The organism is Muriicola sp. Z0-33 (assembly GCF_026126425.1).
In the GTDB taxonomy this organism is placed as follows: domain Bacteria; phylum Bacteroidota; class Bacteroidia; order Flavobacteriales; family Flavobacteriaceae; genus JAFMPW01.
The window spans coordinates 281,818-305,068 of record NZ_JAFMPW010000002.1 but is presented as its reverse complement, the minus strand read 5'-3'; the positions used below and the strand labels follow the sequence as shown (position 1 = coordinate 305,068).

15 protein-coding genes are annotated in these 23,251 nt (G+C 38.5%); 6 read left to right on the top strand and 9 right to left on the bottom strand.

Features of this window, described 5'->3' with window-relative positions; all coding sequences use genetic code 11:
- Nucleotides 1-373: 373 nt before the first annotated feature.
- Nucleotides 374-976, top strand: coding sequence for a hypothetical protein (locus tag J1G40_RS04230; protein WP_265241272.1), 603 nt, complete (start codon nt 374-376; stop codon nt 974-976).
- 73 nt (nt 977-1,049) lie between these two features.
- On the opposite strand, the gene J1G40_RS04225 is transcribed toward J1G40_RS04230, so the two are convergent.
- The 3 genes from J1G40_RS04225 to J1G40_RS04215 form a co-directional block, all read right to left on the bottom strand.
- Nucleotides 1,050-2,771 carry an ABC1 kinase family protein gene (locus tag J1G40_RS04225; protein WP_265241270.1) on the bottom strand — a complete coding sequence of 574 codons (1,722 nt, stop codon included), beginning with the start codon at nt 2,769-2,771 and terminating at the stop codon, nt 1,050-1,052.
- A gap of 1 nt (nt 2,772) precedes the next feature.
- Nucleotides 2,773-3,135, bottom strand: a complete 363-nt coding sequence (locus J1G40_RS04220; RefSeq protein WP_265241269.1) for a hypothetical protein — start codon at nt 3,133-3,135, stop codon at nt 2,773-2,775.
- A 371-nt stretch (nt 3,136-3,506) separates the two neighbouring features.
- Nucleotides 3,507-5,687: a tetratricopeptide repeat protein gene (locus J1G40_RS04215; RefSeq protein ID WP_265241268.1), complete on the bottom strand. Its 2,181-nt coding sequence runs from the start codon at nt 5,685-5,687 to the stop codon at nt 3,507-3,509.
- 273 nt (nt 5,688-5,960) lie between these two features.
- Between J1G40_RS04215 and J1G40_RS04210 the strand changes: the two genes are divergently transcribed.
- Together J1G40_RS04210 and J1G40_RS04205 are read left to right on the top strand one after the other, a co-directional pair.
- A complete protein-coding gene (locus tag J1G40_RS04210) occupies nt 5,961-7,085 on the top strand; it encodes a helix-turn-helix domain-containing protein (protein WP_265241267.1) in 1,125 nt (374 codons plus the stop codon).
- 118 nt (nt 7,086-7,203) lie between these two features.
- A complete protein-coding gene (locus J1G40_RS04205; protein ID WP_265241265.1) occupies nt 7,204-7,935 on the top strand; it encodes a CPBP family intramembrane glutamic endopeptidase in 732 nt (243 codons plus the stop codon).
- A 131-nt stretch (nt 7,936-8,066) separates the two neighbouring features.
- Here J1G40_RS04205 and J1G40_RS04200 read toward each other — a convergent pair whose 3' ends face one another.
- The 6 genes from J1G40_RS04200 to J1G40_RS04175 form a co-directional block, all read right to left on the bottom strand.
- Nucleotides 8,067-8,585: a nuclear transport factor 2 family protein gene (locus J1G40_RS04200; protein WP_265241263.1), complete on the bottom strand. Its 519-nt coding sequence runs from the start codon at nt 8,583-8,585 to the stop codon at nt 8,067-8,069.
- A 142-nt stretch (nt 8,586-8,727) separates the two neighbouring features.
- Entirely contained in the window at nt 8,728-10,014 is a 1,287-nt protein-coding gene (locus J1G40_RS04195; protein WP_265241261.1) for a hypothetical protein, read from the bottom strand.
- Nucleotides 10,015-10,067: 53 nt separating this feature from the next.
- Nucleotides 10,068-11,354: a hypothetical protein gene (locus J1G40_RS04190; RefSeq protein ID WP_265241259.1), complete on the bottom strand. Its 1,287-nt coding sequence runs from the start codon at nt 11,352-11,354 to the stop codon at nt 10,068-10,070.
- Between the two features lie 21 nt (nt 11,355-11,375).
- On the bottom strand, nt 11,376-12,854 hold the full coding sequence (locus tag J1G40_RS04185; RefSeq protein WP_265241258.1) for a hypothetical protein: 1,479 nt from the start codon (nt 12,852-12,854) through the stop codon (nt 11,376-11,378).
- A 225-nt stretch (nt 12,855-13,079) separates the two neighbouring features.
- The gene (locus J1G40_RS04180) at nt 13,080-14,789 is read right to left on the bottom strand and encodes a hypothetical protein (RefSeq protein ID WP_265241256.1); all 1,710 of its coding nucleotides are present in this window, start codon (nt 14,787-14,789) and stop codon (nt 13,080-13,082) included.
- Between the two features lie 202 nt (nt 14,790-14,991).
- Nucleotides 14,992-18,915, bottom strand: coding sequence for an ATP-binding protein (locus tag J1G40_RS04175; protein ID WP_265241254.1), 3,924 nt, complete (start codon nt 18,913-18,915; stop codon nt 14,992-14,994).
- A 532-nt stretch (nt 18,916-19,447) separates the two neighbouring features.
- Between J1G40_RS04175 and J1G40_RS04170 the strand changes: the two genes are divergently transcribed.
- The 3 genes from J1G40_RS04170 to J1G40_RS04160 all read left to right on the top strand — a co-directional run bounded on the left by J1G40_RS04170 (nt 19,448) and on the right by J1G40_RS04160 (nt 23,207).
- Nucleotides 19,448-20,323: an AraC family transcriptional regulator gene (locus J1G40_RS04170; protein ID WP_265241253.1), complete on the top strand. Its 876-nt coding sequence runs from the start codon at nt 19,448-19,450 to the stop codon at nt 20,321-20,323.
- A 101-nt stretch (nt 20,324-20,424) separates the two neighbouring features.
- Nucleotides 20,425-21,756, top strand: a complete 1,332-nt coding sequence (locus tag J1G40_RS04165) for a vanadium-dependent haloperoxidase (RefSeq protein ID WP_265241250.1) — start codon at nt 20,425-20,427, stop codon at nt 21,754-21,756.
- 137 nt (nt 21,757-21,893) lie between these two features.
- On the top strand, nt 21,894-23,207 hold the full coding sequence (locus J1G40_RS04160) for a serine hydrolase domain-containing protein (RefSeq protein WP_265241249.1): 1,314 nt from the start codon (nt 21,894-21,896) through the stop codon (nt 23,205-23,207).
- Nucleotides 23,208-23,251: the final 44 nt, after the last annotated feature.

The window sequence follows — 23,251 nt, the reverse complement described above, 5'->3', positions numbered from 1 at the left end:
AGGTTCTTAGATATGCAAGAATGGTTTGGATAGGGTTCAGTAATAAGTGATCTGTATACACGAGATCTTTTTTGATTATCCTGTAAATAATTAAAAAATGCTGCGAGATGATGCGGCGGGTAGAAATGAACAGTAAACAGTAAACAGTGAACAATGAACAGTAAGCAATTATCAGTATAGAAGTTTGGATAGGTAAGGCGGGCGGGGCTCTTATCAGACATAAGTCTCGACAGAAAACACTGACTGGTATCCGAAGAATAAAAATAGCGCAAGCTTAAATTTCCTAAACAATTAGGTGCCAATCCTGACATATATCATTGCCCAAATAGATCATACTTCTGAAATTTATGGATCAAATAAAAAGTATATCATTATGAAAAATACAGATAACACACACTTTATGGATAAGGTGGTAGAGTCTCTTAGAAAGGCCGCCATCGAGATTGAGGAATTTCAAGTACAAGCCGCTCTTGGCAAGGCAGAAGCACATGATGCTTACGAAGTAGCAAAGAAGCATTTCAACCAATTTATTCATGAAAGCAAGTCAAAAGTCCGGGAAGGCAAGGAACAGGTCAATGAGATCAATGCTAAACTAGATGAACTTCGCGTTCAGTTGGCATTAGGGAAGGCAGAGACTAAAGAGAAGTTCATAGAACAAAAGAAACTCCTTTTAAAATCGCTTCACGAATTGGAGGTTAAAATTAAGAGTAATCCAAAAGTGAGCAAAATGTACGCATTTATGCAGATTGAGATAGAGAAATTCAGAGTAAAATTGGATGTACTTGAAGAGAAATTTGAGGAAGGTAAAGAAAGTGCTAAAATAGCCTTCGAGAAGCGCAAAGCAGAATTCAACGAATTCATTAATGGGGTTAAAACGAAACGTGAAAAGAAACAAGAAACCAAATGGGAACATTTCCAAACAGAGGTTTCTGAGGCGTTTACCCATTTAAAGCGGGCGTTTGAGCCAACGGCATAAACACTATCCTTATTTATCAGAAAGAAAGCACGATGTTTTAGATCGTGCTTTTTTTGTGCTTAATAAACGCATGTCAATCCTCCCAAACGTCCGAATCGTCATGATCGCCTTTACGTACATCCCGTATCATACCAATCCCAAGTATAACAGTAAGAATAAGGCAAATTATGCCAATTACAGAGAAACCACCCCATAGTGGCTCAATCTCCGATATAATAAATAAGGTCGCGCCAATTATAAGAGCGCTCATTATAAACGCCGTGATTATTTGTTTGGTGACCCGATGTAAGGTATGAACCATAGGATCTATTCCTTTATGAGTAATATCTACTTTAACTTGTCCACTATTTATTTTGCGTATGGCGTTTTTCAGATCACGGGGAAATTCCTCCATGTAATTGCCTATTTCAAATAGCGAATTAATAGCCTTTTCGCCCATTTTGGCAGGACTGAATTTTTTTGAAATTGCTTTCAATAGATAAGGGCGAACCATGGCTAACTGATCCAGGTCCGGATCTAACTTTTGTATAACACCTTCAATGGTAACCAGTGATCTGGCGAACAGATAAAAATGTGTCGGTACTTTTAAACCATGCTCAACAATGATATCCTTGAGCTCCATCATAATTGTACTCAACTCATTTTTATGAACATCGCGTACGTAATGCTTTTCAACAAATTCGTTGATATCAAACTCCAGTTGCCTTATATTTTCAATGGCCTGATTGTTTGATAAGCGTTGAAGTGCTTTAATGATTTTGTTTACATCCCTTCGTGTAATCGAAAGGAATAACTGTCCAAATGTCTGAATATCCCTGGGTAGGATACTTCCCATCATACCAAAATCCAGGTAACATATATGTGAATTTGGAAGCACCAATAGATTTCCCGGATGAGGATCGGCATGAAAGAATCCATAGTCGAATATCTGCTTAAAATAGGTTTTTGTCAATCGATGAGCAATAACCTTTGGGTCATGACCTTTTTCTGCCAGGGCCTCAATCTTATCGATCTTGATACCGGAAATAAACTCCAGTGCCAACACTTTATCAGTCGTATACTCCTGATATACCTTAGGGGCACTTGCATATTGGTCATGACTTTCATCCTGGACAATGTTGTTATAAAAACGCTGTACATTGATAGATTCATGAATAAAATCCAGTTCCTTCAATATGGATTCCTCAAAATTGCGTACTAGGCCAACAGGATCAAAACTATTAAGTGAAGGAATACGCTTAGACAATACTTCGGCAATATTATACATGAGTTTAATATCCTCAATAATTGTTTCCTTAATCCCGGGACGCTGAATTTTCAGGGCTACCCGTTTTCCGGAATGCAGTGTAACAACATGTACCTGTGCCATGGATGCAGAAGCGAATGGAGTTGAATCGAACCAGGCAAATAATTCATCTACATCACCTTTTAACTCCGTTTCTACCATTTCCCTGGCCATATTTTCGGGCATGGGGGGCACCTTGTCCTGGAGTTTTTCCAATTCACTGATCAAATCGGGCGGAATCAGTTCGGCATGGTTACTCATAATCTGACCGAACTTTACAAAGGTGGGGCCAAGTTCTTCACAGACAAGGCGCATTTTTTCCCATTTATTAAAGCTCAGGGCATGTTTGCGCGTAGTGCGCGGTACCAATCCGCGTACAAAACCATACTTTTTTTGTTTCTCCAGATAATAGACCAGGTCTTCGAAACCATATTTAACCAGTACCTTAAGAATTTGGTTGTATCTGGTGGCAGATCGGTACCTGCCTTTTATGTCGGGATAGAAGTTCATATCAGGCCTTCTTTTCAAGATGATTCAATCTGGCTTCCAATAAAGCAATTGCCGCATCGGCGGTCTCAAGTTTTTCATTTAACGCCTTTATCTCATCCAAATGGGCGATATTCATTTTCTTATAAAATGTAACCACCGTTTCCTCGATCTTCACTTCCAGTTCATCCTTTAACTGACCGGCCTTTACAATAAGCTTATCCATAAATTCCAATTCATTTCCATCTGCGTCTAAATTGTTGCCATTAATGGAATCTGTTTTTGTATCAGAAAGCTCTTGTATCCTTTCTATCAAGTGCGTGTCTTTTGCCAGATAGTACAAACTGGACGACAAGGTGACTAATTCTATAAGTGTCTTGGTTTTCATATGAAGACATATTTAATAGGTTTATCAAATTTATCACTGATACCTTAATTTATCTATGATTAAAGTCATATATAGCAAGGAGATTGGTTTAGATGTCCCAAAGTGGATAAAGCTTCCCTTAGAATGTTTAAAAAGACGTGTAACGCTGGTAAGGGTAGGTTGTCAGTGAACAGTTATCAGTGAGTGGTAAACTGCAAACACGAGATCATTTTTGATTAACCTATAAATGATTGAAAAAGGGCTGCGAGATAATGCGGTTGAATAAAGTAACAGAAAGCAATTATCAGCATAGAAGTTTGGATAGGGAAAGCTGTTGGTTTAGGTTCAAATCAGCTAGTTGAAGAAGGACGTATCTCTTGGTTTTTTGGAGATCAATCTTTGCGCCAGGTATTAACTGCAAGTTCTGATTTTTCCCATTTTTGATTTTCCAGGTTGTAAACATAAACGTAAGAGTCAATCACCATCCCATTTGCATAGTTAAAAGCATATTGATATTTAAGGTTGGTTCTGTTCATATAGCGGTCTTCTGCGATAGGCAGAAGTTCAATGGTTGGAAATACCTGTCCGTTTTCAGCCATCTCACGTTTGTAAAATAACTTGCCCGCCTCAACCCAAAATTTACGAGGACCGTAAGTGCCTACCACTTCTTTGAGCTGATTGGCCAGGGTAATGGAATCTAAATCTTTTACATATACGATATGTGCTAGGGCGTCCTTTAAATAATAATGACTGGGATTCAACTTAATCGCTTCTTCATAAACTACTTTAGCGCTATCTAGTTGTCTATTTTCCAGGAGTGATTCTGCCTTTAAAATGCTTTTGTTAATTTTCCAGTACCAGGTTATTAAGGAACCTTTTAAATCGTTTTGCTCCTGCCTAAAAGCATAAATCTGCCCGAGATCGTTCTTTAAAAACTCAGTGTTCCATGTACGGCCGGTCAAGGTGTGTCCTGCAATTATTTCATAATCTCCTGCCAGTACAAGTGGACCAATCCCTTGATTGGATACATAGCGCAACAGGGTATTTTTATTTATCCAAAACGTTTGTGTCTGTTCATTGTCGTTCGACCTGTATACGCCTTCAAATTTCTTTAATGCCTTTTTGGTTACAGGATTGTCCTTTAAATATGCAATGGCCAGATCGTGTACCTTGGTAAGATTTTGCCAATTAGGATGTAGTAATTTTATTTTTTCCTGGGTTTTGGTAGCTGAATTGATATCGCCTTGTAACAATTGTGGTAATAGTTTTAGGCTAAAAAGGACATCGTCATTTGGTTGAACCAGTAGCAGGGCATTTATTTGTTTTAAAATATAATCATAATCCTCACGGATCAGACTGGCATCAAGAAGGTTATAGCCGTTATTCTGACTTTTTTTGTATTCCCAGGCGTCGAAAGCCAGCTGTGTATACGCTTCAAGATTTTTTGTCTTTCCATAAATTTTGTTTAATACCCCGTTATAATTCTCATCGCTAGGATCTACTTCCAGTTGTAATTTAACCAGCTCCTCCGCCTTATCAAATTCGTCATAGGCAAGGTATTTTAGTATAAGAGCTTCTCCTTGTTTTTGTAATGGCAATTTGTACCGGTAACGGAATGCTTTATCTGCTAATACGCGATCTTCAAATTTACTAAGGTTAAAATTCAAATTTCTTTTCCCGCCGTAAAGGTATGCAAGCGCAAATGTACTGTCTTCTTTTACAGCATTTTCATATTGCCGATTTCTAAAATGTTCCAGGGCTTTTAAGTTACTGCTGGTAATTTCCTTAATGTTTAAATCGAGATAATTTGGGTTATTAAATTCTTTAGAATCTAATGTGCGAATAACAAATCTAGAAATATTATCGATCAGGCTTAATACATCTTTTCCGGTAACCTTTTCTTGTGCTTTGATCTTTGCATTTTTCGCATTTCTGATATATGTAGTAATTGTGTATTCATTATTTATGATCTCATATTCCCCATCCACATAAAAGTCATGGAAATAACTCGCCTGTTTAACCTTTTCTGTAGTATTACGTATACCGGCCACTTCAGGACTCAAGTTTTTGTTCTGCAACAAGTCTTCATGGAGCAACATAGAAATTCCAAATTCTAGCCATGTAGTGGTACTATCGGCAACTTTAGATTTAAAATCATATATATAGAAACCGGTTCTAAACTCTTCTTTAGTAATTAGGGCGGATCTTTGCTCACCTGCCTCTGTTGTATAGTTCACAGACTTTGTTGTTGAACCGAGATCTGCGGTTCCAAATCCGAAGTAAAGCCCAACGGTTATTAATACCAAATTCAGAGGGAAAATGATCTTCTCTCTCAGCCGTAAAATTTTGCTATTAATACGCTCCCGGTGATAGAGGTAAATGACCAAAGAAGGGATGATACCTACAAAAAACCACAGCAAGATGTCTACCCAATAGGGAGATATTTGATATCGGTTTAAAATCCAATCCACAAATTGTAAGAAGGTCCAGGCAGCCACTAAATAGGCAGCAAAAAACTGAAGTACCTGCAACCATTTTTTTTGTCTTTTTTTGGATGTACTCTTTTCCGACATAGTATTATTTAATTATCACCAACAGTTTTATATATGATGAGTGCAATTCACTGAAGCACATGTCATTCAGTTGATAGTAATTATTTAAAGAAGGGGAGCACTCAAATATAGCCAAATCCCGGGCAATGTACACAGTGTGTGATCTTTTTGGTTATCCTGTGGATGCTTGCAGTTAGTGATTAACAATTAGCAGTAAGCAATTAATTAAAAACGGCTGTCATTAAACACGTGATGACCGTTGCCTTTCTGGAGATATCCTTATATTTAATTGTTATGACATACAACTTAGGTGCCTTGCTTTCTTTCCTGGTGGCTTTCCAGTTATTCTTTGTAGCAATCTACTTATTTACGCATAAGAAGGGCAGCAAAAGAAACAATAGCCTTCTTGGGTTTTTGTTCTTAATGTTTGCTATTAATCTACTGGATTTTACAGCTCGGGTAAGCGGTTTGGTCTTCGCTAATCCGATGCTTCACCTTTTAGATGACGCATTTTTCTTTTTATATGGACCTGTTTTATTTTTCTATTCACGTGCCGTGGTATACCGCGATTTCACTTTTAAAAGAAAAGAGCTAGGGCACTTAATACCTTATCTGATATTTACGGCTCTTGTTATATTTCTTATCCTGGTGGTTGATGCTGAGACCAAATCTGAAGTTGCTGAAAAATTTAACACAGCAGAATTACCCCCCTGGGTATACGCAATTAGCCTGCTTACTTATTTACATGCTGTTTGCTACCTATGGCTCTCCTGGCGAACAATCAAAACATACCATAAGGTTATAAAAGACAAATTCTCCAGTATTGAGGGGATTAATCTCAATTGGCTGAGTTTTATGATCCGGGCATTTTTTGGAATCACGCTAGTGGCTATGATCCATAACCTGACTCCCATCTTTGGGAACATCTATTTCGTATATGCTTCGGTCTTGGTATTGCTTGTTGTTTCGTTTTACTTTATCAACCTTGTACTGGTAAAGGCCCTCAATCAGCCGGCCATATTTTCGGGAATAGACAGGGAAGAAACCAGGAAATATGCCATGTCTAACCTTAGCCAGGAAGAGGCAGATCATTACAAACTTCAGCTGGCTAATTTAATGCAGTCCAAGCAGTTCTTCCTGAATCCGGAACTGAAAAGTAAGGATTTAGCAGAGGAATTAGGCGTAAGTAGTAAGGTGCTATCGCAGGTAATTAATCAGGGATTTAATCAAAATTTCTTCGATTTCGTCAATAGCTATCGCTGTGAGGAAGTGAAAAGAATATTACAGGGCCCGGACAAGAAAATTACTGTTATCGAAGCCATGTACCAGGCTGGCTTTAATTCCAAATCTTCTTTCAACAAGGAATTTAAAAAACTAACCGGCCAAACCCCGACCGAGTATAAAAAGAGCTTGTCCTAAAGCAGGTTAAACCATATAACTACCACCACTGCCGCATTAATTCGTCCGTTTTCCTGAAGACGGTCGACTCGCATTATCAACTACCATAGTTTTGGAACTCATCTAAAATTCTAGTAGTATGGAAGCTAAAATTAAAAATGTACCGGCTGAAGGTTACAGTTGGTTATTCTGCCTGCGGGAAATGCTTTTGGTATTTCTTCCTGCATTCTTATTTGTTAAACTAACTAGTTCCTGGGCCGGGGAAGACATTATCAGAGGCTTTGTAGTTATTTGGGGAGCCAACCTGATGATGCTGGCCATGATCTGGACAAGCATGAAGCTCCGCGGGCAAACATGGCAGGAGTTAGGACTCACCTTTAAATCTGTAAATCTTAAACAGGCGCTGATCATCATTGGACAATCATTGCTTGTATTTGTATTTGGCGTAGGCTGCTTTATCCTGGGCTCGGTTATCGTAGCTAATATTAGCGGGATTCCGGAAAGTGCGGATTTCAGCAATTATGAATTTCTAAAGGACAATCTCGGTGGTCTTATATTATCCCTGGCAGGGGTCTACTTTATATCCTCTTTTGGGGAGGAAGTTATTTACAGGGCGTTTCTAATCAATCGGCTAACTGAGATGACAAGGTCATTTAAATACAGCAAGCATTTGGCCGTACTGATAAGTGCCATTTTCTTCGGGCTAATTCACTATGAGTGGGGGGCTATGGGCATGGTTCAGACCGGGTTTATGGGCCTGGCGATGGGGGTATCCTATCTGGTACTAAAGAAAAGGTTATGGGTGCTGATCTTGGCACATATCTATATGGATACGCTGCTTTTTGTTCAGCTCTACCTGGCCAGTAATTAAAGCAATATTACTGCTGAAATTTGTTTTTGATCTGTTTGGTTTAAATCGGAATTGTGTAAAGAAATAAGTACAAGGCCAGGATTTACGATCACAAATCCTGGCCTTTAGTATTGGTTTATTGGTGTCTGGTTTTACATTTGTTCTTCCTGTTTCAGGGGAGAGTGATGCTCGTGAACCATTTTCCAGCCCTCATCAGTTTTAACAAATAACAGCGTAATCTGATCGTTCACTACAACAAGATCTTCTCCAAATTTCAACTCAAAATCTGAGTGAAAGGTAAGATTGGCTACTTCTCCGTATACTGCAATTTTCAGGTCTTTTGCATCAAACTTGACAACCTCGGTCACCGACCCAAAGACATTGCGTTCGTGACTTTCATTGCCTTCACTGCCATTTCGTGGCTCTCCGCCTTTAAATTCGGTAAACTTGGGGCCATAGGCATGGAAGGAGATGAGTTTGTCAATATCCCCGTCTTTAATGCTTTGTGCAATGGCACCAAATGTTTCCATTACCTCTTGCTCAGCCTCCGGGAATTCATCATTTATAAGATCAACTTTAACTTCTGTCACTTCCGATTTCGCCTCTTTTTGCTGACATGCCGTAACAAAAAAGCCTAAAGCTATTAATGTAAATACTAACCGTGTTTTCATAATTATAAAATTTAAATGTTTGATTTTGATTACAATACAAGATTACCCCAAATTCCAAAAAAAGGCATTTACTATTTATTCAAAACCTTGGAGTATTTGTGAAATGACGTTTAAAATTAGCATCACTGTCTTATTGCTGCTATTATTCCCAGAGCCGGGAACAATCTACACAATAGACTATCTCACTGGTAGATTCTTTATTCCCATTAATAACTATTTCAAGTTTCTTGGCACCTTCGCCTAAATTCACAACTGGAAATGTCAGGAGTCTTTCTCCTGTGCTGGTGTTGGTGAAAGTGCTTTCTTCCTGGTGTGCTTTTGTCCATTTGTCTTTACCGAATAGCCCCCTGTAAGTGATTCTTTTTATACTGCTTTCTCCTCTTGGCAGACCCTTAAGACGTACCATTACCAGGATCTCATCTCCGGTAACAAAGGGGCCATCAGATGAAATACATCTGGAATATCCGTTATTCGTGTCAATTCTTTTGCAAATTTCCAGACTGTAAATAGGGTCGGATAGCTTTGGAGGTGCAAAAGGAGTTACGTATATACTCAGGAATTCTTCTTTTACATTATCCCCCTTCTGAGCTCTTAAAAGATACCTCGTTGTACGAATAGGCGATACAATTTTATCTCCAATGGCCTCAACAGGCTCACCGTTAAGCGTAACTTTATCAGCGTTATAAACATCCCATAAAAGTTTAGATGCTATGCCTCTGCGAACGGTAGGGCGACTGGCATAAAAATTACCTAAGACGGGCTCATTGTTCTCCACCTCAATTCTAACATTCTTGCTTTCTACCTTTGTTGGCCCTTTGGATGAGCCTGCACTTGCCATAAGTACGTATGTTGAGGTTTTATCTATAACAACATTTTTAGATCCGCTAGTTGGAACGCTAAAAAGCGCTCTGGTTCCCTTTTGTAATAAACTAACTTTTGAAGCATTCTCTGTTTCCCATGAAAGTGTTACCGTTTCTCCTTTTTCGGCGAAATCCTTGCTTGTAGAAAATGAAATTATCTCAACTGGAGAAGCTGCGGCTAAACTCCAGGTCATTGGAAATGGAAATGCTTCACACAGTATAATGCTTCTATTGGCGATCATACAAACTTTAATGCTTTCGCTGCTAAAATCTTTCCCTCCCGGTTTTTTAGAAATTTTAAAACTGGCGTTATGATTCCCAACTTCTATTTGGTGACTTTCCAAAAGGACATCCCTATAATTGGCCTTTCCATCTGCCATAACGGGAAACGCCCTAATTACCATGCCCTTGGTATCAACTTCTCTGGAAAAACTGTATTCAACGGAAACCTCAATTTCCGAGCTTGACAAATTTTCTGCGTTGAAATTATGAATACTTATTCCTCCCTGAGCCTGAATAAAGGACATTGCCGTAATGCTCATTAAAATTGTTAATAATAGACTTTTCATTGTTTTAATATTTTTTAGTTGATAGCGTACCCTTAATTTGTCTTCTGTATTTTCTAATCTATTTTATTAGCTCGTTCACTTATTTTATTGGGTATACCCGAGGCCACATATAGTATATGATAGCCTTCATCTCCTCCTAAATCTGGTCCGCCAACTTTAGTGGTTATCTGAACATAGCCCTGAATGGTTCCATCTGCTCTTTTTGTGATTTCAACAAACTTTACTCCCAGGTCTTTATCATTTTCTTGTTGTTCATTGACTACCAAAAGTTTTTTGTTATTTACTACCAGCGCATGGGAGGTGCCATTATCAGCATCTGCCAAAGCAGCTCCATCTTCCTTTGTAACAACAAATCTTTTATATACTTCTCGGATATCCATTTTATATGGAAGGTTTGCTATTGTAGGTTTAATTTCAAAAGCAATTTTAAACTGTGCTGTTAAGGGAGGAGCGGCCCATGGTTTCCACTTATTGTCGCCTATTCCGTCCAGATCGAAATCGCCTTTGCTGTCAAACCTGTTAGAATCGTCCTGAATTAACATCATGTAATACCCTTTCGCCTCCTTCCACCATATCATTTCTGAGGGATGAATCTCAGGTCTGTGATGATGCAACCATTCTCTAACCCAGGGACCATAAAGGCAAATTTCTTTCCCTTCAAGTCCAATTACAGGATCCTGGCTTTTCTTCCCCTTTTTCTTTTTAAAAGGGAAAAATACATTTTGATACAAACTTTGATCCGGAGTAACTTCCCCCTCCAGGAGATATTGACCTCTCTTATTTTTGTGCCAGCCGCTGCTACTCATTAAAAGCGTTTCTTCCTTGTATGGGAGTGTTTCAGTAATTAAAAATGAAAAGTCGTCATTAGGTAGAATAAACAAATTCCAATCCATCTCATCACCGGTTCCGTCATAGGTTTTAAAATTTTCTAATTTTCCACAGCAAACTTGTTTTCTGGTGCTAAGAGGCAGCCAATTATTTTTATACCCTGTGCCGGGAAGGTCCTTAATTTTTTTTTCTGCAGGCCTGGTGCCTATATTGTTTCTAACTGGATCAAACCCCTCTATCCCCTGCATTTTATAGACAATTTTATTCCATTTTGCTATGTCTTCCCGGGTGCTTCTGGGAGGATTGTTCACCAGGAAGTTATTTTTGGAATCATCCACAGCAACAGGGTTTTTTTGTGGGCTCTTGGTTCTATGATCACGAGTTGTTACTTTCTTAGTTCTGTGGTCACGGTTCACCTGAGCTTGGACAGGTGCAATAGAAAAAGAAACTAAAATCACAAATGACAAGCATAGAAATATGGGATATGATTTAAGCGTTTTAGTTTTTTTCATACCGTGTTGATTTAAATGTTATTAATTTATTTTCGGTGCATCAAATTCATTACTTCGAGACTTAATTACTTCCCTGGCCGTTTCTCTTATTGTTGCCTTGTTGTTTTGAGCCAATTTTTCCAGGTAGCCGGAGACCTGACTATTTTTAATGAGACTGAGCGAATAAATAGCTTCAATTTTTATCTGATCGGATGTTTGTGAATGTTCAATCAGGGATTTGATAAATGGATAAACAATGGGTGAGCCGGTATTCCCCAGTACAAACAACTGCTGAATTGTATCTTTTTCGGTCCTCATTTCCTTTAGAAGAAAGCTGGTTAATTCATCTGCTTGTACGCTGTCGATAGCTTTAATCCGATAAGCCATTCCTCCCAGGGTAAGTTGAGCAGTAGACCTGATAAAATCGTCTTGGGGCTCCTTAGCCTTAAATGCAATAGCTTTTACAGTTTCAATGGCATTCTTAGTTGGAAAGGCTGTGGTGGTTAGTTCTGTCAATAGCTCTTCCAGAAGTTGTTCATTGTTATGATTCCTGCTGATAATATCGGCAATAGCATCTGTAGCTTCTGATGTTTCCGCCGTTGATAATGCCGTGCGAAGTACCCTGGAGATTATAGAATTAAACGGTTCTCTTTCCAGGATCCCACCCACTTGTTTACAGGTATCCGGGTATAAATAAAAAACTGCTCTGAACTTTTCAATTAAAGACACTTCCTGCTCTTTGGTTAAGTCATGAGCTGTGGATAATCTTTGAAATAGCTGCTGCCAATTATCTGTACCCAAGGTTCCTGCATGCACCATTTTAGTTATATTTTTGGTAGAAACAGGAGCACTTAAAGTGGTTTGGATGCTGTAATTGTCAGAGTTTTTTATAGTTAATAAATGCTCTTTTATGTTATTTTTTATTTTGGTTTTGGACCTTAGCAAAACCGCCACTTTGGTGCCTGATGCACTTATGGTATCCGTTTGGTAAAGCACTATTTGCGCTTCAGAAGTGTTAATTTTATTGATTGCGCCATCATTATCAGTTTCAATTGTAGTGGCATTATCTATATCAATACTTTGATTTTTTCTCTTCGACTTGTACGCCAGATATTTTACTATTTCTTTATTATAGGTAACAGCTGATGAACCGGACTTTGCCATACGGTAGTTAGCCATATAGGTGCCATTATTGTTTTCTTCTACAGTTTGCCAGCTTTTAGATTTCTTTGCTGGTTGTACAAATTGCATCCTGCCAATAATATCTTTGAAAACACCCGTTGCCATGTTGCTCAGGGATGAATCAAAATAAATATGTCCTATTTTCCCGGAATCATTTATCTGAACAAATACTGGTTGCTTTAAATCTTTGCTAATAAATTCTGTATCCATACTAATTCCGCCACTTTTGAGGGTAAATGAAAGGTCTGTTAATTGATAACAAACCAACTTACCCTCAGTATTTTTCTCCAAGATTGTTTTTGCCAGTTGAGCTTTTATAAGTACTTGAGCTTGCTGCAAAGTGGCACTTTTAAAAAATGGTTTTTTTAGATTGACGGTATCCGAACTGTATAATTTTTTTATGTCGTTATATCCTAAGCTTTCTGAACTATAGGAATAATGCAATTGGTCAGAAACCTCAGTTACCATACTTCCTTTACACCCGAAACTTAACAGGCATAAAAGAAATATGTAACTAAAAAAAACCCTCTTTCCCAACATGATTGTCTATGGTCTTTTATTATTTTAATTGCCTATCATCACAGGTTCTTCGTCATATTTGGCAATATTGGCCAATGTATGAGTATTACTGCCCTCGGCGATAGTTCCTGATGCCTTAAATCCGTCCCAATTAAATACATTGTGGGTTATACGTTTGCAATCCCCTCCATAAATTGGTACAAAATCCGGAACACAAACTTCGGCATATGCATCAAGTTTGCCACTTAGCATATTGACGTCATAACCAAAATAGTGGTTAATGCCAACTACAATTTCTTCAGAGTTTTGATTCCAGATCCCTGTATATGCCTGTAGTTCCATGTCTGCCTTGATGAAGGTAAGTTCGCTCTCAACCCCACCTCCCAATACCTCTGCAAATTCAAGACCTGCTTTGCCATAGGCCTTTAAATTTACTAATGGTTTTGCATCTACCTGTGCAACTGTTCTTTCAATCTTGCCTTCGTATTCATAACCTAACTCACCTTTAATACCAATAAGACCTACGAAGTCTATCCCTGCTATTATTGGAACCTCAAATTCAAAAGAATTATCAAAGCTTTTACTGTAGCTGTCGCTAATCGAGTGTTTTTGCGGAAAAGATCTATTATCATTAATAATTGCCGTACCCAGTATCTTTAGCTGAATATTTGTAGTCATCTTTTTGGATACATCGGAAGGAGCATTAAATTCGCCTGATGCACTAAGTATATCCATAGAATTATTTAAAATTGTACCCTTAACCTTTCCGGATGCAGACACATTAAATTCTGACTTATTTTTTTCCGGATTATTAGGGTCGTACGGATAAATTTTTGCGTAACGATGTAATCTACCTTCAATACTGGCCTGAAATGTATCGGGGTGACCAAAACTCCAAATTGCTGTTTTATCTGCTGGCTTATATTCGTGAATAGGAGATAAGTTGCCAATCCTTTCAATTCTGAATTTCTGAAAGCGGCGAGGAACAATGGTTCTTTTGGCCATCATACGGCCGCTGGATGATTTTGAGAAATTATATTTATTGATTTCCTTTTTTTCACTCTCAGTGTACATGCTGAAGGGCTTTAATGTAATTACTTTTCCTTTTACATTATCAAATGAAGTGACCACCCCCACTTTTTTTTCAAGACTCATAAACTTTTTAAGGTTGGCTCCTTTTCTAAATGTACCTACAGATCTTGGAGCTGTCGCCTTTCTTGCATTTAAGTATCTGTTACTGGTATATGTTCTTGAAATTGTTTTAGGAGTCTTATTTCGTAATGAAAAGCCCTGGGCATTAAGTAATTTTTCAGTTTCATTGAGTTTGTCTATTGCTTGCTGTGCAGTAGTTCTTCTTCCATTTTTCAAGGTAATGCTTCGGCCAGGCGAAACAGCTCTGCCATTTTTATCTTCAAGTTTAAATGGCACAAATTTAATTTTACCTTTGGATGTTGCCCGGTAGTTAGGATTATTAGAGCTTATTTTAACAGCCTTCATTTTGTTTTTTTGAACAGGGGATCGTTGTGCTTCTTTTTTTAGTCTTGCAAAGGGGTCATCCACACTTTTATTTCTTTGGTCGCGGACAGTAACATTTTTGTTTTGGGTGCGATGATCACGAACAGTGACGTTTTGGTTTGGAGTACGTTGATCTCTTTTTACCTGGGCATTTAGCGGCATCATGGCTACCATAATGAAAGCACTCAGCATCAAAATAAGAAGGGTAGCTGTGCTTTTAGTTTTTTCCATTGTTTTCATAATAGTTTATTTTATCTTTCAATACAGCAAATTCAAAGTTGATCTTGCTCGAATGTTTATGTATAGCAAGAATAGCTCAAGATTCGCTTATGTTCATGCACTATTTATTCAAAGACTAGGAGTAATAGTGAATCGGGAATAAAAAGCTTGTACTATTATTGCATATCTATGCAATTAATACTTTTAAAGGGTAGAAAATCAGTTACTTAGAAACTTCGCTAGGGGTAATGCCAAATTCTTCCTTGAAGGCACGGCTAAACCATGAAGGATCGTTAAAACCGGTCTCATAGGCCACCTCGGAGATGGTCTTATTTGTGGACTGGATCAAATCCTTAGCTATTTGAAGACGAATAGAGCGTATAAAGACGGCGGTTGATTTGTTTGTAATGGCTTTTAGTTTTCTATAAATCTGGGATTCACTTAGATGTAATTTATCGGCGAGGTTTTTGGCACCAAAGTCAGCATTGCCAATATCCTCCCTTATGACTTGGATGATTTTTTGAAGGAATTTTGTTTCGGGATTTTCTTCCTGTTTGCCCAGAAAATTGTACAGGCCATCTTTTTGGATTTTGTCGACTAGTTTTTTACGCAATAACAATAGTTGATCCAATCTAATGAACAATTCTTTTTCATTAAAAGGTTTGGCCAGATAGGCATCTGCACCTTGGGACAGTCCTGTCAGCCGATCTTCCGCAGTTACCTTGGCCGTTAAGAGAATAATGGGTATATGGTCTGTACGTTCATCGCCCTTGAGCGTAGCACACACTTCGAAACCGTCTTTTCCGGGCATCATGACATCACTGATAATGATATCCGGTATTTTCTCATAAGCCATTTCTATACCCTTATCCCCATTAATGGCATGAAGTGTTTGGTATTTTCCTTTGAGACAGGTTTTTAAATAATGGGCAACATCCTCATTATCCTCAATAATCAGTGCCAGGGGTAATGTAGAGACCTCATCAAAAAAGGAGGATTCTACTTTGGTATTGGGAGCTGTTTTTTTAACGGGAGGTTCATCCGTTATTTTGGCATCCAAGATTTGAACCGCATTATTAGTTACTGGTATTTGTACGGTAAAAGTGCTCCCTTTACCAAGGGCACTCTCTACAGTAATGGTCCCTTTCATTAATTCTACAAATTCCTTGACCAGGGAAAGACCAATGCCTGTACCTTCTTGCTTAGATGACAATTCGTTATCTACTTGATAGAAGCGATCAAACAAATGAGCGATGTCATTTTCTGCTAGCCCCAAACCATTGTCCTGAACTTTAATGGAGAATAGTTCGCCGTCTTTAGTTTTGATTTTGTTGAGGTGAACAATTATTTTACCATAGGCTTTGGTGAATTTTATTGCATTTGAAAGTAGATTGGAAATAATCGATGCCATCTTATTTACATCTATATCCATTTCCAAGGCATTAATTTCGGAATATACGGTAAGATTTATATTCTTGGATTCGGCCAAGGAATGAAAACTTTCACTCAAATACTTCACAAAGGGAATGGCATCGGTCTGTACCAAATTCAACTCCATAGAACCACTTTCCACCTTTGACAGATCCAATAACTCATTGACCATGTGCAATAGGTTTTTGCCATTACGACGAATCATGTTCAAAGATTTTTCAGCCCCTTCAAATTGTTTGTTCAGTACATTGGTTTTTAAGGTTTCCGCCATTCCAATAATAACAGTGAGAGGTGTTCGAAATTCGTGTGTGATATTCGAGTATAAACGTGATTTTGATTCATTCAACTGCTCTAATTGTTCCGTTTGGTGGTTCAAAAGTTCATTTTTGTGCCGAATCTCGGTAGTCCTATCTGCTATAAGATTTTCTAAATTTTCATTTTTTCTTTTCAATTCCTTGGACCTCCATTGTAACAGTAGCGATACCAATGCAATTGCTCCCACAACATAGATTAAATAAGCCCACCATGTTCTGTGCCATGGTGGTAAAACGGCAAAGTAGAAACTATCCTCGTTACCCAAATGATTGAATACATTTTTTGAACGTACTTTAAAACTATACTCCCCTTCAGGTATGTTCGTATAGTCCTTCATGGTTTCAGAAGTCCAGGACGACCAATCTTCATCAAAACCTTCCAAGATATATTGGAATTGGTTTTCGGACTCGTTGTCAAAACTTGTGGCAGAATACTCAAATCTGAATGCATTACCTTGAAACGGAATTGAAGTATTTCTTTTGGCCTCCCCGGCACCTCCATAGAGCATCGAGTCATTTTGAATCGTTACCTTTCGAATATGGGAATTAAAGTCCAATTTCTCATTGCCGACAATAGTAAGATCATGACGAATCACCCCGCCACTGCCACCATACCAAACCACATCGTTAGCTTCCGGAAAATGCGCTACACCAAGTTCTTGTGTAATACGTTCATCTGCGTTTTTTTGAATACGGTATGTTCCATTTCCCTCATTTATTGCCTTGATTCTAGATCTTCGTTCATCTTCCTTTTGTAATTGGGCAAACATCCAAACATGACCATCTTTGTCTTCAAGCTTCACCGAAATTTCCCCGGGTAATTTAAATAGCTGGGCAATGCTCGAATCTTTAATGATACTATCCTGTTTTTTATCATAAGCGTAAATATCATTATCGATATTGAACAATACCTTATTATTGATCGATCTTAAAAACAGCACTCCATCCGGTAGTTCTTGGTTAGATTTAAAGTGTTTGACTTTTGGATTATGAAAACTATCTGAATTTCTAAGTGATCCGGCTTCTATCTTCCATACGCCATCAACTTGGGATTCTAACCATAGATTTCCATCGGTGTCTTCTATAATTTTACGAATATCATCATCGATACCTCCTATTCTTCCATCGTTTTCCCATTTCCCATTGTTATAAACAATAGAGGCCAGACCATCTGCCAAACCAACATAAATTCGATTAGGATTTTTCTTTGATCGAAACAGAGCTCCACTTTTAAGCTTAATTTGTTGTTCCAATTTATGGTCTACATAAATGTATAGCCCTGCTCGTGTACCCACAAATAGAGTATCATTGGACATAAGAAATTCAATGGCTTGTTTTGATGAGGTTCCAGTGGAAGAAACCAAAGGACTTATATTTTCAAAATAACTATGGTTTTCAATACTTTCGTGATTACCCAATCTTAGGACACCATTGTAGTTGGCAAGATATAGCTTGCCATCAATTACAACAATATCGTTCACGTAACCTTCAATACCTTGCCTCTCGTCAAAAATAGAATAGGGCGATGATAGTTCAACTCGGGATATTCCATAATTGGTAGCGGCCCAGACCCCTTTTTGATTATCTTCGAACAGTCTAAAAATGGTATCGTCCTGTAATCCCAAATCTTTATTTACTGCTTGAATTATGTTACCATCTCGATCGATGGTGATTATCCCATTTCTTACCGTCCCTATGGCATAATTGCCATTACTGAGTTTAATGATTCTACGTGCCAATGATTTCGACAAAAAATTCGAAGTTTTCACATTCAACGTTTGGATCTTGCCATTTTCTAGTACAAAAATCCCCTTAGTATATGTTAGGATTAAAAGTTTGTTCTTATCATGGGTTGAAACATCAGTAATTACTTTTGCCCCTATTTTAGAAGCATCGATTACCTCCTTAAATCCATTAGCGTCTATTTTTTTTAGTTTGAGGTTATTCTCCACCGCGTAAATTTCATTCCCTATTTTTTTAGAAAAATTAAAACCTGAAGAAGAATCATGAACTGAGAAGCTATTGTTTTTCCATTCGAATATTTTTTTCTCCGCTGTAAAGTATATGCTTTCATTTTGAATACTAATATCGCCAACGAGTTGAAAGTTCTTTTCTTCCAGATTTTCTTTCAAGGAAATAAATTGGAGCAACCCCTGCTCATCGGGCTCTAAGTACCCCAATTCATTATAACCACCAACATAGATTCTGTTATTCGAAGCTATTGCCAGCGCCCTGGCTATACCATAGTTTGGCAGTTCTATAAGTCTCCAGGAGACACCATCATACTCCAAAACCCCATTATTATTGCCTACGTAAATGAAACCTTCCTTGTTTTGTACAACAGCCCAATTTTGGGAAGCGGCGTTGTAATCTGTAGGGGAATAATTCTGAATATAGGGCAACCCGGTGTTTGAAACTTGTTGGGAGTGTAAGCCATGAATACCTAGGTTGAAAACAAGCGCAAGCAGAACCAATGGTCTAGATCCATTTTTAATGCAAATGTAAAAGAGATGTAAATATTGGATCATAACCATTTTCCCTTGGTCTTTTAGTGTACATTAACCGCACCACCACACATGCTTAATACCTATATACGTAAATTAAGAAAATAAATTGGTTGTTCTTTGACTAAGCGAATTTATTAAAGCAGCGTCATAATCAACATACAGTTTTTCAATATAGTTACCACTAAATTCACTTTTGTTGGCAGAGCGCAAGCGCTGCCTGGTCTTTATAAGGGAATGAAGATTTATAAGGCAGCCCTTGACAGTCTTATCCCCAAGGTACTGAATTATCGGTTAAGTTTTCAAAAAGTAATATCCCCGTGATTATTAATTTTTACCTTTTTACAGTATTGAAGAATTGTTATCTTAGAGAGGAATAAGATTTGGAGCCAATAATTCAGGTGTCCTGCTGTTCTAAATACGTCTTATAATGGAGATAATCGACTTTTATAAGTTTGTTGAAGGGAATCCTTTATTTAGGCAGATGTCTGTAGATGATGTTTTGTTTACAGCGTATGATTGCCCATTAGAAGGATCACCGGTAGATTACTCCACAGAAAAGAATTATTTCTGTTACGTCTTTGTCGGAGGAGGCAGGTGGAAAACCCCAACAGAAGAATATACCTTAAGGGCAGGAGATGCTGCTTTTTTAAAAAAAGGCGTACACAGGGTATTTAAAATTCTCAATGGCGATTTTTGTGCACTACTGATTTTCATGCCCGATGAATTTATAAGTTCGGTACTCAAGCACGAGACAGACCTGATTTTAGCGGAGGCCCTGGATGAAGAGACAGATTCTGTTATCCCATTAGCCCTAAATCGGAGTCTTATACAGTATTTTAACTCCTTAATGAACTATTTTTCGGAATCAGACCCGCCTTCCAAAAGCCTGCTAAAAGTGAAATTCAAAGAATTAATCATCAATATTGCCACCGGCGGTCACAATCCCCTTGCAACACGCTGCTTTAAGGAAATTGCTGCTACCGGTAGAAAATCTATAAAGGTGGTAATGGAAGAGAACTTCATTTTTAATCTGAAATTAAAGGATTTTGCAGCGTTATCTAATCGGAGTCTGGCAAGTTTTAATCGGGACTTTACTAAAATATACGGAACAACTCCGGGAAAATGGCTTAAAAGAAAACGGCTAGATTATGCCAAATATCTTCTGGAAACAACCGATCTCAATATCAATGAAATTACCCTCGAATCTGGTTTTGAGAATACTTCACACTTTATCCGCAGTTTTAAAGCCCATTTTAAGAGCGCTCCTATGACCTTTAAGAAACAGATGTTGACTAAGGTGTAAATTCTGTTGAGCTGAGGTTTTTAGTATATCATTTGATATTCCTGGAACATTTTCGGAATTAGATATTTTCTAATATTGTGTACAAATTAATTTCACCTATTATGAAAATTACACTTAAACAACCGTTAGCCATTCTGGGATTTATAATAGTACCTCTGCTTTTTATGAGCTGTTTGGCTCAGAAGAAAAATGCAGATAGTTATTCTGCTGAGCTCGTCGGGGTCTGGAACAAGAAAGTAATAGATTATGCTATTGCCGAAGATAACCTCTTTACCCTAAAAGGGGTACGCACCACCGCAATGATGCATGTAGCAATGCACGACGCACTCAACACAATAGTACCTAAATATGAGCGATACGCCTATAAGGGTACTGCCAGCGAAGCAAACCCTATTGCCGCGGTATCCCAGGCTGCATATGAGGTAGCTTTAAGCCAGTATCCGGATCGGCAGTCCGAATTGGATAGAGAGCTGGCAAAATGGTTAAAAACAGTAGAAGAGGGGAGTGCCAAACAAGAAGGGATTCGCCTTGGAAAGGCTACTGCCACGTCCATCCTTGGTATGCGAAAGGGTGATACCTATAATGAGGAGGCAGAATACACCTGGCATCCTATGGCTCCGGGGGTGTATGCAGAATTCAGTGAACACAGTGGCACTCCAGAGGGGTTTATTTTTGGAGCGGGATGGTCCAGGGCAAGAACTTTTATGCTTAAAAGTTCTGATCAATTCAGGGTCCCACCGCCACCAGAGATCAACAGTGCAGATTATACAAAGGCCTTTAATGAGGTAAAGGAAGTGGGTGGAAGTACAAGTAAGACCAGAACAGCAGATCAGGCCCATTACGCCATGTGGTGGAAAGAATTTGTCGAGATTTCAATGAATAGGCTGGCTACGAGTCTTGTATCGAAAGAGCAAATAGACTTATGGACAGCTACCAGGTCATTTGCATTGCTTAATATGACCATCTACGATGCCTATGTCTGTGTTTTTGACAACAAGTTTTTCTATAATCATTGGAGACCGTATACGGCTATTAGATGGGCGGCCAATGATGGTAATCCCGATACAGAAGCCGATACCACCTGGAATACACTTCACAACCATACCTATGCCTTTCCTTCCTACCCTTCAGCTCATGGTTCTGGCAGTGGTTCAAGTATGGCAGTATTGGCCAACACCCTGGGAATGGGAGATGACTACAAATTTACAATGAAAGTTCCGGAGGTAGAGATTTCCGGTCCAATGTCCGAAAAAGTAAAAATGGACCCGCCCGAACGCAGTTTTAATAGTTTTTCTGAAGCAGGTCTGGAAGGAGCAATGTCAAGACTCTATTTGGGGATTCATTTTAGATATGATTCCGTGGAGGGTAATAATTTAGGGGTGAAAATTGGCGAATATGCCTGTCAAAATTTTCTAAGACCCCTTAGCAATTGAAAAATATTAGCTTTTGAAAGGCTATTTAATAAGTTAAAAATTCGATGAAATACATAATAATAGCCGCTTTAATCGGTTAATATCTTATATAATACTATATTCAACCTGCCAAAACCATAAAGCAGTAAACCCAACGCATGCAACGATTCAAGGTCCCAAAAGGTCTGTCTATTTTATTTCTTATGCTTCTGGCTCTAACTATTGGCATAGGTTATCAGTTTTCATCCGATGCCCCAATCATTGCAAATACAAAGGAAGTAACCAAAAAACCAGTATTTAGTGAGGAGCAGTTGAGGTTATACCATTTGCAACAGCACGAATTACAAGTTGCTGTAAATGCCTATTTTGAAAAAGCTATTGCGAATGGGGATGTTGTTGGTGCCGGACTAAGTATCGTAAAGGGAGATTCTATTATTATATCAGAAGGCTATGGCAAAAGGAACATAAACCTTGAAGACCGGGTAGACGATCAGACGGTATTTAGACTGGGGTCCTTATCTAAGGGATTTGCGGGGGTTCTAGCCGCCAATTTAAAGGATGAAGGCAAGTTAAATTGGGAAGACAGGGTTAGCGATTACCTTCCGGATTTTCAATTGGGAGATCTTATCAATACCCAAAAAATTACCCTGGCCAATATTTTATCTCATACATCAGGTGCTCCTTACCACAGTTTTACTAATCTGGTAGAAGCCGGCTTACCGCTTACAGATATTGCCAAACATTTTAAAGAGGTTAGGCCAATAAGTAATCCCGGATCCTTGTATAGCTATCAGAATGCATTATTTGCCCTTTCTGAAGAGATTATGTACAAGGCCACCGGCAAAAAAATTAACACTTCTCTTGAAGACCGGTTTTTTAAGCCTCTGGAGATGTGTTCCACCACTATGGATTATGAGGCCCTGGTGCAGACAGAAAATGTTGCTTTGCCTCATACACCGAGACGTTATGGATGGAGGGCCAAGAGGCTGACAAAGAGCTATTTCAATGCAATTGCAGCAGGAGGCATAAATGCCAGTGCTCTGGATATGGCAAGATGGATGCGATTTTTACTGGGTCACAACCCAGAGGTTATGAGTAAATCTGCATTAGCGGAAGCGTTTAACCCATTTATAGAAATTAAAGGGCGGAGTAAATATTATCATCGCTGGCCCGGGCACTTATCATCGTATTACGCCTTTGGGTGGCGGATACATAAATTTAAAGAAGATGATACCAAGCAGGAGAAAACCATTTGGCACCATGGGGGCAGTGTAAATAACTACCGAAATGAAATTGCGGTTTTTCCGGAGGCCGATCTTGGGATTTGTGTGCTTCTGAATAACCAATCTAAAATTGCAGGCACTGTAATACCAGACTTGTACAAGGTGATTCGTGATGTATATAAAAAACACCCTTCCAATATTGCTTCCGCGGGCAATGCAGCATCCCATTCACATCTTAAGAAAGGATAACTACTTCATTTTAAAAAATAACAACTATTCTAATTTATAAGGTT

What these genes read in the sequence shown, in the direction of transcription:
- J1G40_RS04230 (WP_265241272.1), top strand. Translation starts at nt 374, where the DNA reads ATGAAAAATACAGATAACACACACTTTATGGATAAGGTGGTAGAGTCT.
- J1G40_RS04225 (WP_265241270.1), bottom strand. Translation starts at nt 2,771, where the DNA reads ATGAACTTCTATCCCGACATAAAAGGCAGGTACCGATCTGCCACCAGA.
- J1G40_RS04220 (WP_265241269.1), bottom strand. Translation starts at nt 3,135, where the DNA reads ATGAAAACCAAGACACTTATAGAATTAGTCACCTTGTCGTCCAGTTTG.
- J1G40_RS04215 (WP_265241268.1), bottom strand. Translation starts at nt 5,687, where the DNA reads ATGTCGGAAAAGAGTACATCCAAAAAAAGACAAAAAAAATGGTTGCAG.
- J1G40_RS04210 (WP_265241267.1), top strand. Translation starts at nt 5,961, where the DNA reads ATGACATACAACTTAGGTGCCTTGCTTTCTTTCCTGGTGGCTTTCCAG.
- J1G40_RS04205 (WP_265241265.1), top strand. Translation starts at nt 7,204, where the DNA reads ATGGAAGCTAAAATTAAAAATGTACCGGCTGAAGGTTACAGTTGGTTA.
- J1G40_RS04200 (WP_265241263.1), bottom strand. Translation starts at nt 8,585, where the DNA reads ATGAAAACACGGTTAGTATTTACATTAATAGCTTTAGGCTTTTTTGTT.
- J1G40_RS04195 (WP_265241261.1), bottom strand. Translation starts at nt 10,014, where the DNA reads ATGAAAAGTCTATTATTAACAATTTTAATGAGCATTACGGCAATGTCC.
- J1G40_RS04190 (WP_265241259.1), bottom strand. Translation starts at nt 11,354, where the DNA reads ATGAAAAAAACTAAAACGCTTAAATCATATCCCATATTTCTATGCTTG.
- J1G40_RS04180 (WP_265241256.1), bottom strand. Translation starts at nt 14,789, where the DNA reads ATGAAAACAATGGAAAAAACTAAAAGCACAGCTACCCTTCTTATTTTG.
- J1G40_RS04170 (WP_265241253.1), top strand. Translation starts at nt 19,448, where the DNA reads ATGGAGATAATCGACTTTTATAAGTTTGTTGAAGGGAATCCTTTATTT.
- J1G40_RS04165 (WP_265241250.1), top strand. Translation starts at nt 20,425, where the DNA reads ATGAAAATTACACTTAAACAACCGTTAGCCATTCTGGGATTTATAATA.
- J1G40_RS04160 (WP_265241249.1), top strand. Translation starts at nt 21,894, where the DNA reads ATGCAACGATTCAAGGTCCCAAAAGGTCTGTCTATTTTATTTCTTATG.